The organism is Pseudomonas sp. 13B_2.1_Bac1 (assembly GCF_025466155.1).
GTDB classification, from domain to species: Bacteria; Pseudomonadota; Gammaproteobacteria; order Pseudomonadales; family Pseudomonadaceae; genus Aquipseudomonas; species Aquipseudomonas aylmerensis.
Map to the genome: position 1 here is coordinate 13,379 of NZ_JANLOH010000036.1, position 16,118 is coordinate 29,496.

General features: G+C 62.0%; 12 protein-coding genes and 2 pseudogenes. 8 read left to right on the forward strand and 6 right to left on the reverse strand.

Annotated features, from left to right (window positions below; genetic code table 11):
- Positions 1-92: 92 nt before the first annotated feature.
- The 8 genes and pseudogenes from pip to NTD80_RS07520 all read left to right on the forward strand — a co-directional run bounded on the left by pip (position 93) and on the right by NTD80_RS07520 (position 9,894).
- The gene (gene pip / locus NTD80_RS07485) at positions 93-1,064 is read left to right on the forward strand and encodes a prolyl aminopeptidase (protein ID WP_262132944.1); all 972 of its coding nucleotides are present in this window, start codon (positions 93-95) and stop codon (positions 1,062-1,064) included.
- On the forward strand, positions 1,061-1,498 hold the full coding sequence (gene dtd, locus NTD80_RS07490; RefSeq protein ID WP_262132945.1) for a D-aminoacyl-tRNA deacylase: 438 nt from the start codon (positions 1,061-1,063) through the stop codon (positions 1,496-1,498). Before pip ends, dtd begins: the two co-directional genes overlap by 4 nt.
- A gap of 323 nt (positions 1,499-1,821) precedes the next feature.
- A complete protein-coding gene (locus tag NTD80_RS07495; protein ID WP_207200698.1) occupies positions 1,822-3,501 on the forward strand; it encodes a glucan biosynthesis protein G in 1,680 nt (559 codons plus the stop codon).
- A pseudogene (gene mdoH / locus NTD80_RS07500) lies at positions 3,494-6,066 on the forward strand (glucans biosynthesis glucosyltransferase MdoH); the annotation flags it as partial. The gene NTD80_RS07495 and the pseudogene mdoH, both read left to right, overlap by 8 nt.
- 183 nt (positions 6,067-6,249) lie before the next feature.
- A complete protein-coding gene (locus tag NTD80_RS07505) occupies positions 6,250-7,050 on the forward strand; it encodes a transporter substrate-binding domain-containing protein (RefSeq protein WP_262132946.1) in 801 nt (266 codons plus the stop codon).
- Between the two features lie 219 nt (positions 7,051-7,269).
- Entirely contained in the window at positions 7,270-8,067 is a 798-nt protein-coding gene (locus tag NTD80_RS07510) for a transporter substrate-binding domain-containing protein (RefSeq protein WP_065899930.1), read from the forward strand.
- Between the two features lie 140 nt (positions 8,068-8,207).
- Positions 8,208-9,167: an amino acid ABC transporter permease gene (locus tag NTD80_RS07515; RefSeq protein ID WP_262132948.1), complete on the forward strand. Its 960-nt coding sequence runs from the start codon at positions 8,208-8,210 to the stop codon at positions 9,165-9,167.
- Positions 9,160-9,894: an amino acid ABC transporter ATP-binding protein gene (locus NTD80_RS07520; protein ID WP_058423697.1), complete on the forward strand. Its 735-nt coding sequence runs from the start codon at positions 9,160-9,162 to the stop codon at positions 9,892-9,894. Before NTD80_RS07515 ends, NTD80_RS07520 begins: the two co-directional genes overlap by 8 nt.
- Positions 9,895-9,908: 14 nt before the next feature.
- Here NTD80_RS07520 and NTD80_RS07525 read toward each other — a convergent pair whose 3' ends face one another.
- The 6 genes and pseudogenes from NTD80_RS07525 to tatB form a co-directional block, all read right to left on the reverse strand.
- A complete protein-coding gene (locus NTD80_RS07525) occupies positions 9,909-11,816 on the reverse strand; it encodes a methyl-accepting chemotaxis protein (protein ID WP_262132950.1) in 1,908 nt (635 codons plus the stop codon).
- Between the two features lie 165 nt (positions 11,817-11,981).
- Complete coding sequence (locus NTD80_RS31305; RefSeq protein ID WP_410017410.1) at positions 11,982-12,854, reverse strand: methyl-accepting chemotaxis protein; 873 nt, start codon at positions 12,852-12,854, stop codon at positions 11,982-11,984.
- Between the two features lie 33 nt (positions 12,855-12,887).
- Positions 12,888-13,898: pseudogene (locus tag NTD80_RS31310) on the reverse strand (methyl-accepting chemotaxis protein); the annotation flags it as partial.
- Positions 13,899-14,188: 290 nt separating this feature from the next.
- Entirely contained in the window at positions 14,189-14,896 is a 708-nt protein-coding gene (locus NTD80_RS07535) for a 16S rRNA (uracil(1498)-N(3))-methyltransferase (RefSeq protein ID WP_262132952.1), read from the reverse strand.
- A complete protein-coding gene (gene tatC / locus NTD80_RS07540) occupies positions 14,893-15,684 on the reverse strand; it encodes a twin-arginine translocase subunit TatC (protein WP_065899881.1) in 792 nt (263 codons plus the stop codon). The genes NTD80_RS07535 and tatC overlap by 4 nt, the downstream gene beginning before the upstream one ends.
- On the reverse strand, positions 15,681-16,112 hold the full coding sequence (tatB, locus tag NTD80_RS07545; RefSeq protein ID WP_262132955.1) for a Sec-independent protein translocase protein TatB: 432 nt from the start codon (positions 16,110-16,112) through the stop codon (positions 15,681-15,683). The genes tatC and tatB overlap by 4 nt, the downstream gene beginning before the upstream one ends.
- Between the last annotated feature and the right edge of the window lie 6 nt (positions 16,113-16,118).

Sequence of the window (16,118 nt, forward strand, 5' to 3'; positions counted from 1 at the left end):
CATGCTCATTGCACAATTCGGGTTTATAGTGCCAGACGGCAAAATAAAAGACGTCCCCCCAGGGATGAACCCGACCCCCTACGGAGCGCGCAATGCAGACTTGGTACCCGCAGATCAAACCCTACGCCCGGCACGATCTGGCCGTCGATGACACCCACACGCTGTACGTCGATGAAAGTGGCTCCCCCGAGGGCTTGCCCGTTGTCTTCATTCATGGCGGCCCCGGTGCCGGTTGCGACGCCCAGAGCCGCTGCTATTTTGACCCGAACCTGTACCGCATCGTCACCTTCGACCAGCGCGGCTGCGGGCGCTCCACGCCACGCGCCAGCCTGGAAAACAACACCACCTGGGACCTGGTCGCCGACCTCGAGCGCATCCGCGAACACCTGGGCATCGACAAATGGGTGCTGTTCGGCGGTTCCTGGGGGTCAACCCTGGCGCTGGCCTACGCGCAAACCCATCCCGAGCGTGTGCATGGCCTGATCGTGCGCGGCATCTTCCTGGCCCGCCCTAAGGATATCCACTGGTTCTACCAGGAGGGCGCGAGCCGCCTGTTCCCGGACTACTGGCAGGACTACATCGCGCCGATCCCGGCCGATGAGCGTCATGACATGATCACGGCCTACCACAAGCGCCTGACCGGCAACGACCAGATCGCCCAGATGCACGCGGCCAAGGCCTGGTCCGGCTGGGAAGGGCGCATGCTCGGCCTGTGCCCGAGCCCGCAGCATGTGGAGCGTTTTTCCGAGCCGCAACGTGCGCTGTCGATTGCGCGCATCGAGTGCCACTACTTCACCAACAACTCCTTCCTGGAGCCCAACCAGCTGATTCGCGACATGCACAAGATCGCCCATCTGCCTGGCGTAATCATTCATGGGCGCTACGATATGATCTGCCCGCTGGATAACGCCTGGGAGCTGCATCAGGCCTGGCCCAACAGCGAGCTGCAGGTGATCCGCGAGGCGGGCCATGCCGCGTCCGAGCCGGGTATTACCGATGCGCTGGTGCGTGCGACCGCCGAAATGGCACGCCGCCTGCTTGATCTGCCGCCAGAAGAAGCATGAAGGGCCTGTTGCAACGGGTGCGTGGCGCCCGCGTCGAAGTAGATGGCGAAATCGTCGGGGCGATTGACCAGGGTTTGCTGGTGCTGGTGGCCGTGGAGCCGTCGGATACGCCCGAAAGTGCCGATAAGCTGCTGCACAAGCTGCTTAACTACCGTGTGTTCAGCGACAACGAGGGCAAGATGAACCTGTCGTTGAAGGACATCGGCGGTGGTTTGCTGCTGGTGTCGCAGTTCACGCTGGCGGCGGACACCAAAAGCGGGCTGCGGCCAAGCTTCTCCACGGCGGCACCGCCCGCCCTCGGAGCGGCGCTATTTGATCACTTGCTGTTACAAGCGCAACAATTGCATGGCAAGGTGGCGTCGGGGCGTTTTGGCGCCGATATGCAGGTGCATTTGGTCAATGATGGCCCTGTGACCTTCCTCTTACAGACATGAATGTATTAAAAACGACTTTAATGCCTAAAAACGCAGGGTTTCGCTACAAATACTTCGTTGTCCCTGATGCGTTGTCTCGCGGGCTACTAGATAATCGCGCGCTACGGGGATCAGCGTTGTTTGGTCCATTTTTGACTTAGGTAGAGACTTGTCCGATCGCCATTGGGGAATCATTTTGACCCAGGGGAGTCGGAACAATGCTCGCCAACCTGGCATATAGATAGCTGGCCGTTGGTTTTTTGATCTGTTTTCGGCGAGGGTTGCTCGTGATTGTTAGTCCCTGTAATGCACCAAAATTGTCTGCCAAACGGTTACGAAACGCACTGGTGACGGGCTCTGCCCTGTTTTGCCTGTTCGGCGCGGGTCAACTGTGGGCATTCAGTCTGGATGATGTGTCGGCCAAGGCAAAAGAGCTGGCCGGGCAGAAATACGAAGCTCCGCGCAGCAATCTGCCGAACGAATTCCGCGAAATGAAATTCGCTGACTACCAAAAGATTCGTTTCCGCAACGAAAAAGCCGAGTGGGCCGATCAGAACACCCCGTTCAAGCTGTCCTTCTATCACCAGGGTATGCATTTCGATACACCGGTGAAAATCAACGAAGTCACTGCCGACAGCGTCCAGGAAATCAAATACGACCCGACGCGCTTCGATTTCGGTGACGTCAAGTTTGATCCCAAGGCCACCGAACAGCTGGGTTATGCCGGTTTCCGCGTGCTGTACCCGATCAACAAGGGCGACAAGCAAGACGAAATCATGACCATGCTTGGCGCCAGCTACTTCCGCGTCGTGGGCAAGGACCAGGTCTACGGCCTGTCCGCCCGTGGCATGGCGATTGATACCGCGCTGCCGTCCGGTGAAGAATTCCCGCGTTTCACCGAGTTCTGGATCGAGCGCCCGAAGCCGGGTGACAAGCACCTGGTGATCTTCGCCCTGCTGGACTCGCCACGTGCCACCGGCGCCTACCGCTTGATCCTGCGTCCGGGCACCGACACCGTGGTCGACGTCAAATCCCAGATGTTCCTGCGCGACAAGGTCAGCAAGCTGGGCGTAGCCCCGTTGACCTCGATGTTCCTGTTCGGCGCCAACCAGCCGTCCAAGGTCCTCAACTACCGTCGCGAGCTGCACGATTCCAGCGGCCTGTCGATCCATGCCGGTAACGGCGAGTGGATCTGGCGCCCACTGAACAACCCTAAACACCTGTCGGTCAGCAACTTCACCGTCGAGAACCCGCGTGGGTTCGGCCTGCTGCAACGCGGTCGCAACTTCAGCCACTACGAAGACCTGGACGACAACTACGACAAGCGCCCAAGCGCCTGGATCGAGCCTGAAGGCGACTGGGGCAAGGGTTCCGTCGACCTGGTAGAGATCCCGACCGCCGACGAGACCAACGACAACATCGTGGCGTTCTGGAGCCCGGCCGAATTGCCGGAAGTCGGCAAGCCGCTGGATGTTGCCTATCGCCTGCACTGGACGCTGGACGACGCCGCGTTCCACTCGCCGGACAGCGCCTGGGTCAAGCAGACCCTGCGTTCCACCGGTGATGTGAAGCAATCGAACCTGATCCGTCAGCCGGATGGCAGCGTTGCCTACCTGGTCGACTTCGAAGGTCCGTCCCTGAAAAAACTGCTGCCGGACGCCCCGGTGCGCAGCCAGGTGAGCGTGGGTGACAACGCTGAAATCGTGGAAAACAGCGTGCGTTACAACGAGCACACCAAAGGCTGGCGCCTGACCCTGCGCATGAAGATCAAGGACGCAGGCAAGCCGACCGAAATGCGCGCCGCACTGGTGCAAGACATCGTGCAGCCGGAGCCGGAGCAGGTTTCGACGCAAGTGCTCAAGGCTGACAAGGTCCTGGCCAAGCAGCACGAGAAACAGGCCAAGAAAGACGCGAAAGACAAGGAAGCCAAGCAGCCAGAAGCTGCCCCAGCCACGCCGGAGCCGATCAAGACCGAGCAAGTCCTGACCGAAACCTGGAGCTATCAGTTGCCTGCCGATGAGTAATTCTCAAGTCCAGCCAGAGACTCTCTCCGAGTATCTGGCGCATCTCCCGATGACCGCTGAGCAGCGCGCCGAACTGGCGGGCTGCACATCCTTCACCGAGCTGCACGAGCGCTTGTCGTCGTCGACGTTCGATGCGCCGGTCGATGCCGCCCAGGCGTCGGTCGGCCGCCGGCTGACCCTGAACACGGCCGAAGAGCTGCAAGACGCCGAAATGCTCGCGCTCGACGCCAACGGCCGCGTGTGCCTCAAGGCCACGCCGCCGATTCGCCGTACCAAGGTCGTGCCTGAGCCATGGCGCACCAATATCCTGGTGCGTGGCTGGCGGCGCCTGACCGGTCGCACCAACCCGCCGAAGCCGCCGAAAGACGAGCGTGTGTTGCCGGCTGCGCGCTGGCGCACCGTCGGTTCGATCCGCCGCTACATCCTGCTGGTGCTGATGCTCGGCCAGACCATCGTCGCCGGCTGGTACATGAAAGGCATCATGCCGTACCAGGGCTGGTCGCTGGTCGACTTCGACGAGATCCGCAACCAGACCCTGCTGCAAACCGCCACCCAGGTACTGCCTTACGCCCTGCAAACCAGCATCCTGATCATGTTCGGGATCTTGTTCTGCTGGGTTTCGGCCGGTTTCTGGACCGCGCTGATGGGCTTCCTGGAGTTGCTCACCGGCCACGACAAATACCGGATCTCCGGTAAAAGTGCCGGCGACGAGCCGATCCCGAAAGATGCGCGTACCGCGTTGGTGATGCCGATCTGCAACGAAGACGTGCCGCGTGTGTTTGCGGGGCTGCGCGCGACGTTCGAGTCGGTGGCCGCCACCGGCGACCTGGATCGTTTCGACTTCTTCGTGCTCAGCGACAGTAATGACGCCGACATCTGTATCGCCGAGCAGCAAGCCTGGCTCGACGTGTGCCGCGAAGCCGGCGGCTTCGGCAAGATCTTCTATCGCCGCCGTCGCCGTCGCGTCAAACGCAAGAGCGGCAACCTCGACGACTTCTGCCGTCGTTGGGGCGGTGACTACAAGTACATGGTGGTCCTCGACGCCGACAGCGTGATGAGCGGCGAATGCCTGACCAGCCTGGTCCGCCTGATGGAAGCCACGCCGGATGCCGGGATTATCCAGACCGCGCCGCGTGCGTCGGGCATGGACACCCTGTATGCACGCATGCAGCAGTTCGCCACCCGCGTCTACGGCCCGCTGTTCACTGCCGGCCTGCACTTCTGGCAGCTGGGTGAATCCCACTACTGGGGTCACAACGCAATCATCCGCATGAAGCCGTTTATCGAGCACTGCGCCCTCGCGCCGTTGCCGGGCAAGGGTGCGTTTGCCGGTGCGATCCTCTCCCACGACTTCGTCGAGGCTGCGCTGATGCGCCGTGCCGGCTGGGGCGTGTGGATTGCCTACGACCTGCCGGGCAGCTACGAAGAGTTGCCGCCGAACCTGCTCGACGAACTCAAGCGTGACCGTCGCTGGTGCCACGGCAACCTGATGAACTTCCGCCTGTTCCTCGTCAAAGGCATGCACCCGGTGCACCGCGCGGTGTTCCTGACCGGTGTGATGTCTTATCTGTCGGCGCCGTTGTGGTTCTTCTTCCTGGTGTTGTCCACCGCGTTGCTGGCGGTCAACACCCTGATGGAGCCGCAGTACTTCATGGCGCCACGCCAGCTGTACCCGCTGTGGCCGCAATGGCATCCGGACAAGGCGGTGGCGCTGTTCTCCACCACCATCGTGCTGCTGTTCCTGCCCAAGTTGCTGAGCATCATCCTGATCTGGGCCAAGGGCGCGAAAGAGTTCGGCGGCAAGTTCAAGGTGACCTTGTCGATGCTGCTGGAGATGTTGTTCTCCATGCTGCTGGCGCCGGTGCGGATGATTTTCCACACGCGTTTCGTACTTGCCGCGTTCCTCGGCTGGGCCGCGACCTGGAATTCGCCGCAGCGTGACGACGACTCCACCCCCTGGAGCGAGGCGGTCAAGCGCCACGGTCCGCAAACCGTGCTCGGCTTCCTGTGGGCGCTCCTGGTGGTGTGGTTGAACCCAAGTTTCCTGTGGTGGCTGATCCCGATCGTCGGTTCGCTGATGCTGTCGATCCCGGTGTCGGTGATTTCCAGCCGGGTCAAGCTGGGCCTCAAGTCGCGTGACGAGAGCCTGTTCCTGATCCCTGAGGAATACAATCCGCCGCAAGCCCTGCTGTCGACCGAGAAGTACACCCACGAAAACCGTTGGCACGCGCTCAACGACGGCTTCGTGCGTTCGGTGGTCGACCCGCAGCAGAACGCCCTGGCCTGCGCCCTGGCGACCTCGCGGCACCGTGAAGCGGAGCCGATCGAGTATGTGCGTATCGAGCGTGTGCGTCATGCGTTGAAAGTCGGCCCTGCCGGCCTCAACAATGCCGAGCGCCTGGCCTTGCTCAGTGATCCGGTAGCCCTGGCCCGCCTGCACGAGCAGGTCTGGAGCGAAGGGCACCCCGAGTGGCTCGCCGCCTGGCGTGACTCGATCAAGGCCGACCCGCACGCGCCGTTGCTGCCGCTGCAACCGCTGTCGTCCCAGGCCCAACCGGCCTGATTCAGACGCCCCCGAGGATTCTCCTCGGGGGTGTTCGTGACGCGTGTCCTACAGCGTTTCGAGCCTCTTCCGTATCTCTCTAACTCCTTGTTATTTCGAAACAAAAGACCCTCGCCCGAGGCGTATTGCCGTGCGCGCGGCTGGGTTAGCATCGCCCCGAATTTGACGTAGTCACAGGGGGATTCATGAGTAAACGGTATTGTTCGGCACTGCTGATAGTCGCTGTCGCGTGGCTGCACATCGGCCTGGTCCAGGCCGGGGCCATTGATGACGCCGTTCGGCGCGGCGTGCTCAAGGTGGGCACTACGCCCACTTACGTTCCGTTTGAAATGACCGACAAACAGGGGCATATCGTCGGCTTTGAAATCGACCTGCTCAAGGTGATGAGCCAGGCCCTGGGGGTGGAGCTGGAGCTGGTCAGCGTGCCCTATACGGAGCTGATGCCGGGGTTGCTGGCGAAGAAGTTCGACCTGATCGGCAGCGGCATGACGGTCACCCAGGAGCGCAACCTGAAGCTGAATTTCAGCGACTCTTTCATCGTGGTCGGCCAGTCCGTTCTGCTGCACCCCAGCCTGCTCGGCAAGGTCGGCAGCGTTGAAGACCTCGACGACGCCAGCTACCGCATCGCCACCACCGAAGGCACCACGGGCGAGGCGGCGGCGCAACGCTTTCTCGCCGCAGCGCGATTAAGCACCTTTGCCACGCCGGAGGAGGGCGTGCATCAGGTGGTGACCGGTGCGGCCGATGCCTTTATCCACGATGCGCCCTACAACCTGATTGCCCTGGGGCGTCCGGAAAACAGCGCGCTGCTGGCCCTGGAGCAGCCGTTCACCTTCGAGCCACTGGCGTTTGGAGTAAAAAAGGGCGATTTCGACAGCCTCAACTGGATCAACCATTTCCTCAATCAGATCGCCCAGGACGGCACCTATGATCGCTTGCACGACAAGTGGTTTAAAGACACAGCCTGGTTGAAGGAAATCCACTGAAAGTCATAACTTCTTACACATCAATCCGTTGGCGCTTTGCCGTGTGCATGCGTCTAGTCCTGCGCTTGGCTGCACCGTTGTGGGGCCTTTGCGACATACGCCGATAACAATTACCCGTGAAACCTTTGTGACAGGCATCGAGTGGGTTAGGATCGCACCCCGAAATGGTGCAGCCCGTTTGCGCGCCGACCTCATAAGAAACGTTCAGGGGACTTGATGATGAAAAAGTATCTTTCGATGCTGCTGCTCGGCGTCACGGCGCTGGTTGCCGCCACTGCGGCCCAGGCCGGCGCCATCGACGATGCGGTCAAGCGCGGCACGCTGAAAGTCGGCATGGACCCGACCTACATGCCGTTCGAGATGACCGACAAGCGTGGCGAGATCATCGGCTTCGAAGTCGACATCCTCAAGGCCCTGGCCAAGTCCATGGGCGTCAAGCTGGAGCTGGTCTCCACCGGTTATGACGGGATCATCCCGGCGTTCCTTACCGGCAAGTTCGACATGATCGGCAGCGGCATGACCCTGACCCAGGAGCGCAACCTGCGCCTGAACTTCAGCGAACCCTTCATCGTCGTCGGCCAGACCCTGCTGATTCGCAAGGACCTGGAAGGCACCATCAAGTCCTACAAGGACTTGAACGACGAGAAATACCGCTTGACCTCCAAGCTCGGCACCACCGGTGAGATGGTCGCCAAGAAGCTGATCTCCAAGGCCAAGTACCACGGCTATGACAACGAGCAGGAAGGCGTGCTGGACGTGGTCAACGGCAAGGCCGACGCCTTTGTGTATGACGCCCCCTACAACGTGGTTGCCGAGAAAAAAGTCGGTAACGGCAAGCTGGTATTCCTGGAAGAACCCTTCACCTTCGAACCATTGGCGTTTGGCCTGAAAAAGGGTGACTACGACAGCATCAACTACATCAACAACTTCCTGCACCAGATCCGCAACGACGGCACCTACGATCGTATCCATGACAAGTGGTTCAAGAGCTCCGAGTGGCTCAAGGACATGGAATAAGGCCGAGACCGAGTTGCCTGTATCGCAGGCAAGCCAGCTCCCACAGTTGACCGAGTTGTCAGGGCTGACATCGAACATTGTGGGAGCGGGCTTGCCCGCGATGGCGGCCTGCCTGGCGATACAATTTTCCGGAACCTGAAATGAAACAGAAAAAAGCCCAATGGCCCTGGCACCTGCTGACCGTGGTCGTGCTGGTCGGCCTAGCCGGCGCGTTGTACTACGCCACGTCGATGATGTCCTACGAATGGCGCTGGAATCGCGTACCGCAGTACTTCGCCTATCAGGCCGAAACGTCGCAGCGTGCCGCCGATATCTCCACCGTGGTCGAGCTGGTGCGCAAAGGCGATGTGGCCGAAGTGACCCTGCGCAACGATGCCGGCGTGGAGCAGAAGCTCAGCGTGGCCGACAACAGCCTGCAAGTGGCGCGCGGTGACGATGTGGCCGAGGGCGATGTGGTCGGTGTGACCCGGCATTGGGCGTTGGGGCCACTGATGTGGGGCTTGTGGACCACGTTGTGGCTGTCGGTGGTGTCCGGCATTCTCGGTTTGGCGATTGGTTTGGCGACCGGGTTGTGCCGTCTGTCCACTAATCCGACCTCACGCGATCTATCGACGATCTACGTCGAACTGGTGCGTGGTACGCCGCTGTTGGTGCAGATCTTCATTTTCTACTTCTTTATCGGCACGGTCCTCAACCTGTCCCGCGAGTTTGCCGGGATCGCCGCACTGTCGCTGTTCACTGGTGCCTATGTGGCCGAGATTGTTCGTGCCGGCGTGCAGTCCATCACCCGTGGCCAGAACGAAGCCGCGCGCTCCCTGGGCCTGAGTGCCAGCCAGTCGATGCGCCACGTGGTCCTGCCGCAGGCGTTCAAGCGCGTGCTGCCGCCGCTGGCCGGGCAATTTATCAGCCTGGTGAAAGACACCTCGCTGGTGTCGGTGATCGCGATTACCGAACTGCTCAAGAGTGGCCGCGAGGTGATCACCACCTCGTTCTCGCCGTTTGAAATCCTGTTCTGCGTGGCAGGCCTGTACCTGCTGATCAACCTGCCGCTGTCGAAAATGGCCAGCCGGCTTGAGCGGAGGCTCGCGCAAAGTGATTGAAGTCCGCGATCTGGTAAAAGTCTTCGACACCCGTGGCCATGTGGTGCGCGCGGTGGATAACGTCACCACTCAAGTCGCCAAGGGCGAAGTGCTGGTGGTCATTGGCCCGTCGGGGTCCGGCAAGTCGACGTTCCTGCGCTGCCTCAACGGCCTGGAGGAATTCGATTCGGGTTCGGTGAGCATCGACGGCCTGCAACTGGCCGACCCGAAAACCGACGTGAACGCCTATCGCCGTGAAGTCGGCATGGTGTTCCAGCATTTCAACCTGTTCCCGCACATGACCGTGCTGGAAAACCTGTGCCTGGCGCAAAAAGTCGTGCGCAAGCGCGGCAAGCAGGAGCGCGAGGCCAAGGCCCTGGCGCTGCTGGAAAAGGTCGGTATTGCGCAGAAAGCCAACGAGTTCCCGTCGCGGCTGTCCGGCGGCCAGCAACAACGCGTGGCGATTGCCCGGGCGCTGGCGATGGAACCCAAGGTGATGCTGTTCGACGAACCGACCTCGGCGCTCGACCCGGAAATGGTCGGCGAAGTGCTGGACGTCATGAAGACCCTGGCCCTGGAAGGCATGACCATGGTCTGCGTGACCCACGAAATGGGCTTTGCCCGGGAAGTGGCGGACCGGGTGCTGTTCTTCGATCACGGCAAATTGCTCGAGGACGCGGCCCCGGCCGAGTTCTTCGACGCGCCGAAAGACCCACGGGCCCAGGCATTCTTGCGTCAGGTCCTGTAACGCGCGAGGGGCGCTCAGACCTTGAACCGCCCCACACACTGTTGCAGATCCGTTCCCAGCCGCGCCAGTTCGAGACTCGCCTCCGCCGTCTGCTCACTGGCGGTGGCGGTCTGTTCCGAGGCGTCGCGGACTTTCAAGACACTGCGATTGATCTCCTCGGCGACTGCACTTTGCTCTTCGGCGGCTGCGGCGATCTGCGGGTTCATCTCCTGAATGACCGCCACGGTGCGGGCGATCTCGGTCAGGGCATCCCCGGCGTTGCGCGTCAGGGTGACGCTGTTGTCGGTCAGGGTGCGGCTGTAGTCCATGATGTCGGCCACTTGTTGCGTGCCGCTGTGCAAGCCCCCGATCAGCCCCTCGATTTCCTCGGCAGACTGTTGGGTCCGTTGCGCCAGGCTGCGGACCTCATCGGCAACCACCGCAAAGCCTCGGCCAGCTTCGCCAGCGCGTGCGGCTTCTATCGCGGCGTTGAGCGCCAGCAAGTTGGTCTGCTGTGACACCGACTTGATCACCTCCAGCACGCTGCCGATCTTCTGACTCTCGCGTTGCAGCGCCAGCATGGCCTGGCTCGAGCGCGCCATCTCATGGGCCAGGTGTTCAATCTGCGCGACGGCATCCGTCACCACCTGATCGCCCAATTCGGCTTGTTGATTGGCTTCGGCCGCGGCGATGGACGCCTGCTCGGCGTGGCGCGCCACCTCCTGGGCAGTGGCCAGCATCTGGTTCATGGCTGTCGCGACCTGCTCGGTTTCATCGCGCTGATGACTGACCCCGGCACGGGTTTGCACGGTGATGGCCGACAGCTCCTCGGCAGCACTGGCGATTTGCCGGGCGTTGTCGCTGATATTGCCAATCAGCCCCCGCAGGTTCAGGGTCATTTGCGCCATGCTGCGTTGCAACTGGCCCAGCTCGTCCCTACGCCTGGTTTGTATGTCGTGGCTCAGGTCGCCCTCGGCAATGCGATGGGCGACCTCCAGTGCCTTGCGCAGCGGCTTGACGATTTGCCCGGCAATCACCCAGGCGGCCAGCGCACCGAGGAGCAACGCAGCAGCGGTAACCCCCAGCATCTGGGTGCGGGCTTGCTCAGCTTCACTGTCGCGCCTGTAGGTCTGGTCCCGGCTCAATAGATCGCTTTGCGCGAGCAGTTGATCCAGCTGTTGCTCCAGTTGGTTTTGCGTATTTTCCGTGTTCAGTTGGGTGTCCTTGAGACGCGTGAGGTAAGTGCGGGTGCCGAGTACGGTATTTTTCAGCAGGTCGCTGTCCACCGGTAGTTTCGCCACGGCGGCCTGGGCGGTTTCCAGGCTGCGCTCTGCGTCACCGTTCGCCTGCGCGTAGGCCTCCAGCGAACTGGCGGCCCACGCTGGGCTTTGCGCGCGATCTTCGGCCTGCTCGATGGCCTGGCGCAGGTCTTCGATGGCATCCAGGGCTTTTGCGTCCTCCTGGTCAGGCAGGTCGCTGGCCAGTTGCGCCAGGACGTCGCCGGTACGCGATGAGCTTTGTTTCAGCTGTTCACGGGCGCCCTCGCGCTTTTCAACCAGCAGGGGCACGTCCTTGAGAGTGGTTTTGAACGACGCTGAAATGCGCGTCATTTCCTGCAGGTATTCGATGGGTTTGGGCATTTTGAGTCGGCCGGAAAGCTCCACCAGGAGCTCGTCGACTTTGCCCATGCTGACACTCAATTTATTCAGGCTGTTGTTATCGTCGAGGGTGCGATAAACAATTCTGTCGGCGCGCAGTTCTTCACCCGTCACCGCCAGTTGCGCAATTATCGTCAGCGTTTGTGATCGATAAAGCGAGGCGGCCAGGGCCTGCCAACCGGTGACGGCAATCACCAGGCTCAGGGCCAGGACCAGCGAGAATCCCAGGACCAGCTTGAGGGTGACGCTGGCGTCACCCAACAGGTGCGTCATTCGAGCAAACATGGTGACCCCTCCAACAAGAGAACGACGGGCGTTCTTGAGGTGCGCAAGCACATTGAACTGACTGAACGCTAGTTCTCGGGGCGCGACGGCGGGGCTGATAAGTGCGTAGGAAATTTCACAGGGTATGCGCGGCGACCCGGGACAGGTCGCCACGCGGGGCGGGCATCAGACGCGGAAGCGGCTGACCAGCGCTTGCAGGTGCGTGCCCAGGCGCGCCAGTTCGGTACTCGACGCGGCGGTTTCTTCGCTGGCCGCAGCGGTCTGTTCCGAGATGTCGCGCACATTGAGCACGCTGCGGTTGATCTCTTCGGCCACGGCGCTTTGCTGCTCGGCGGCGGTGGCGATCTGCGAGTTCATCGCCTGGATGGTCGATACCGTACGGGTGATGCTGCCCAGGGCGCTGCCGGCACGGCGGGTCAGCTCGACGCTGCTGTCGGTGAGGCCACGGCTGTTGTCCATGATGTTCGCTACCTGCTGGGTGCCGCTTTGCAGGCCGACAATCAGCTCCTCGATCTCCTCGGTGGACTTCTGGGTGCGCTGGGCCAGGCTGCGCACTTCATCGGCCACTACCGCGAAGCCGCGGCCGGCTTCACCGGCCCGCGCGGCCTCGATCGCCGCGTTGAGGGCCAGCAGGTTGGTTTGCTGGGCCACGGACTTGATCACATCAAGCACGCTGCCGATCTTGTCGCTTTCGCGCTGCAGATGGCCCATGGCCTCGGTGGAGTTACCCACCTCGGTGGCCAGGCGTTCGATCTGGGCGATGGCTTCGCCGACGACCTTGTCGCCTTCACGGGCTTGCTGGTCGGCGGCTACAGCGGCCTCAGAAGCTTCCTCGGCGTTGCGCGCCACTTCCTGCACCGTGGCAGCCATTTCATTCATGGCGGTGGCGACTTGGTCGGTTTCGACTTTCTGGCTGTTGACGCCGGCGCTGGTCTGCTCCGTCACGGCCGACAACTGCTCGGCGGCGCTGGCAATCTGAGTGACGCCGTCGCTGATGCCGCCGATCAGTTCGCGCAGGCCTACGGTCATGCTTTGCATGGCGCGTTGCAGCTGGCCCAGCTCGTCCTTGCGCAGGGAAGTGAGGTTGTGGCTCAGGTCGCCGGAGGCTACGCGCTCGGCGACTTTGAGGGTCTGGTTCAGCGGAATGACGATCTGGCGCGTGATGGCCCAGGCGGCGACGACGCCGAAGATCAGCGCCAGTGCGGTGGCCAGCAGCAGCAACTGTTTGGCTTGCGCTGCGTCGGTATCGCGCACCACTGTCTGGGAAGCCGTGAGTTTTTCGCTATGACCCAGCAGCACATCGCCCTGGCTGTTCATGATTGCCAGGGCCGCAGCACTGGCGACCTGGGAGTCACGGTACTGGCTGACGGCCGCGCGATAAGCTTGCAGCGAAACGCTGGCCTCTTGCAGGTTGGCCTGGAACTCGGCCGGCAGTTGGCCTTCGAGTTCGGTGATTTTCTTCAGGGCGTTGTCGATGGCATCCAGCGCCGGCTGCTCGGCCTCGACTTTGCCGCTGTAGGTGTAGCCGCGCACCTGGAAGCGTGATTGCTGGATCAGCTTGCTCAGGTCGACCACTCGATTGAACTGGGTGACGCTGTCCCCTTGCAGCAGGGTTTTTTCGACTTCGTTGATCTTGGCGACGGCGTTGTCGGCGGTGTCGCCGAGTTTGCTGCGAGCGCCTTCACGCTTTAGACCGGCCTGGACCATGGCGCCGAAGGCCTTTTTGTATTGGTTCAAGGCGTCCAGTTGTTGCTCGACCAGGGCCTTGTCGTCGGGTTGCTCGATCAGGGACTCGGCAGTTTTCAGGCCGTTTTCCAGCTGTGTGATCAGGTCATTGACCGCGCCGGTGCCCTGTTCGCCACGGCGGGTTTCGAAGTCCAGGCGCGCCAGGCGCAGGTCTTTGGTCAGCCCGGTGAGGCTGGAGATGAAGCCCAGCTTGTCACCACGGCTGATCACCTCGCCCAGCCCGGTCCAGCCGGTGAACGTGATCAACAGGGTCAGGATCAACACCAGGCCAAAACCTATGCCCAGCTTGCGGTTGACGCTTACATTCCCCAGCTTTTCGGCTAACCAACGATACATGCTGCGATCTCCCCTGGAACAAGGCTTGGACTTATCCAGGGGTTATCGGCAGAGCGGGAAGATTCTGTAGGCGGAAGGGGTTGTGGCGGGCTTGCTCCGTGTTGGACTGTGCAGCAGGCCCAATCCAGCAGAGTGCGGTGGGTCAGGTGTTCATGAGTGGTGGGTTTGGGGCCGCTTCGCAGCCCAACGCGGGGCAAGCCCGCTCACCACAAAAAGCAGATCAGCCACAAAATCTTACTGCCTTAGTCGGCTCGCGCCCTGAAACGCGTTCATCCGCAACAAGTGGGGGCTCAGAACAGCCGGGCGAGCAGGGCGGTGACGGCGGTTTCGACCCGCAGGATGCGCGCGCCCAGCTGGACTGGCTGCATGCCGGCCTTGCTCAGCAGGTCCACTTCATAGGGGATCCAGCCACCTTCCGGGCCAATGGCCAGGGTCACCGGCGTATCCAGCCCGCGCGGGCACGCCGGGTAATCGCCCGGATGGCCGATCAGGCCCAGGGTGCCCTCGGTCATGGCCGGCAGGCGGTCTTCGACGAAGGGTTTGAAGCGCTTCTCGATGATGATCTCGGGCAGCACGGTGTCGCGCGCCTGTTCAAGGCCGAGGATCAGTTGCTCGCGGATCGCCTCGGGTTCCAGGAACGGGGTTTGCCAGAAACTCTTTTCGACCCGATAGCTGTTGACCAGCACCACCTTGGGCACGCCCATGGCTGCCACGGTCTGCAGCACCCGCCGCAGCATCTTCGGGCGCGGCAGGGCCAGCAGCAGGGTCAGCGGCAGTTTGGCCGGGGGCGGCAGGTCGAAGCTCACTTGCAGCTCGGCTTCGTGTGCTTCAAGGCGTTGCAGTTGCGCATTGCCCATCAGCCCGCCAATGCGGCCGACACGCAGGTTGTCGCCGACCGCCGCGCGGTGGACGTCCTGCATATGCACCAGGCGCCGATCACGCAAGATGACGCGGTCGGCCGCGATGAAGTCGGCCTCTTCGAGCAGCAGCAGGTTCACGGCTGGGTCGCTGGCGGCTGGTCGTCGTCGGCGGGTTGGTCATCCGGATGTTCGCCGCGCTTGCTGATCAAGGCGCTGAACAGGATGCCGATCTCGAACAGCATCCACATCGGCACGGCGAGCAGGGTCTGGGAGAAAATGTCCGGCGGCGTGAGGATCATGCCGACCACAAAGCAGCCGATGATCACGTACGGGCGGATTTTCTTCAGGTACTTCACGTCGACCACGCCGATCCACACCAGCAGCACCACCGCCACCGGGATTTCGAAGGCCACGCCGAAGGCGAAGAACAGCGTCATCACGAAGTCGAGGTAGCTGGTGATGTCGGTCATCATCTCCACGCCGGCCGGGGTGGCGGCAGCGAAGAACTTGAAGATCAGCGGGAACACCAGGAAGTAGGCGAACGCCATGCCGGTGTAGAACAGCAGGATGCTCGACACCAGCAGCGGCACGGCGATGCGTTTCTCATGCTTGTACAGCCCCGGCGCGATAAAGCCCCAGATCTGGTGCAGGATCACCGGGATGGCCAGGAACAGCGAGACCATCATGGTCAGCTTCAGCGGCGTGAGGAACGGCGACGAGACGTCGGTGGCGATCATCGTCGCGCCGGCCGGCAGGTACTGGCGCAAGGGCGTGGAGACGAAGGTGTAGATCTGCTGGGTGAAGGCGAACAGCCCGGCAAAGATGATGAAGATGGCCGCTACGCAACGCAGCAGGCGGGTACGCAACTCGGTGAGGTGCGAGACCAGCGGCATGTGCTGGTCGTTTTCCGGTTTATCAGCGCTCATGGGGCTCGCGGCGGCAATGTAGGGTCATGGGGAGCGGGCGACGCAACGGGCGTCGGCGCTGGCTCTGTCGGGGCGGGAACGCTCGGTGCCGGGGTCGGTTCCACCACGGGCGCAGGCTCGGCCACGGCGGGCGGCGCAATACTGTGTTCCACCACGGGCTCCGCCGGTTTGGCGGGTTCCTGTACCGGAGACAGGATTTTGCGCGCTTCCTGCTCCAACGACAGGATATGTTCGTTGTGCAGCTGGCGACGGATCTCGTCGGCGCCGATTTCCCGTTCAACTTCCTGTTTGATGGCGTTGAAACTGCGTTTCAGGCGCCCGATCCACAGGCCGGCCGTGCGCGCGGCACCGGGCAGGCGTTCCGGCCCGAGTACCAGCAAGGCAACCAGGCCGACGAGGAGCAGTTCAGAGAAGCTGATACCAAACATTAGTCA

Bases quoted from the DNA above. Each gene is read 5' to 3' on its own strand.
- NTD80_RS31305 (WP_410017410.1), bottom strand. From the start codon at position 12,854: ATGCAAAGCATGACCGTAGGCCTGCGCGAACTGATCGGCGGCATCAGC.
- pip (WP_262132944.1), top strand. From the start codon at position 93: ATGCAGACTTGGTACCCGCAGATCAAACCCTACGCCCGGCACGATCTG.
- NTD80_RS07505 (WP_262132946.1), top strand. From the start codon at position 6,250: ATGAGTAAACGGTATTGTTCGGCACTGCTGATAGTCGCTGTCGCGTGG.
- NTD80_RS07510 (WP_065899930.1), top strand. From the start codon at position 7,270: ATGAAAAAGTATCTTTCGATGCTGCTGCTCGGCGTCACGGCGCTGGTT.
- tatB (WP_262132955.1), bottom strand. From the start codon at position 16,112: ATGTTTGGTATCAGCTTCTCTGAACTGCTCCTCGTCGGCCTGGTTGCC.
- NTD80_RS07515 (WP_262132948.1), top strand. From the start codon at position 8,208: ATGAAACAGAAAAAAGCCCAATGGCCCTGGCACCTGCTGACCGTGGTC.
- tatC (WP_065899881.1), bottom strand. From the start codon at position 15,684: ATGAGCGCTGATAAACCGGAAAACGACCAGCACATGCCGCTGGTCTCG.
- NTD80_RS07525 (WP_262132950.1), bottom strand. From the start codon at position 11,816: ATGTTTGCTCGAATGACGCACCTGTTGGGTGACGCCAGCGTCACCCTC.
- dtd (WP_262132945.1), top strand. From the start codon at position 1,061: ATGAAGGGCCTGTTGCAACGGGTGCGTGGCGCCCGCGTCGAAGTAGAT.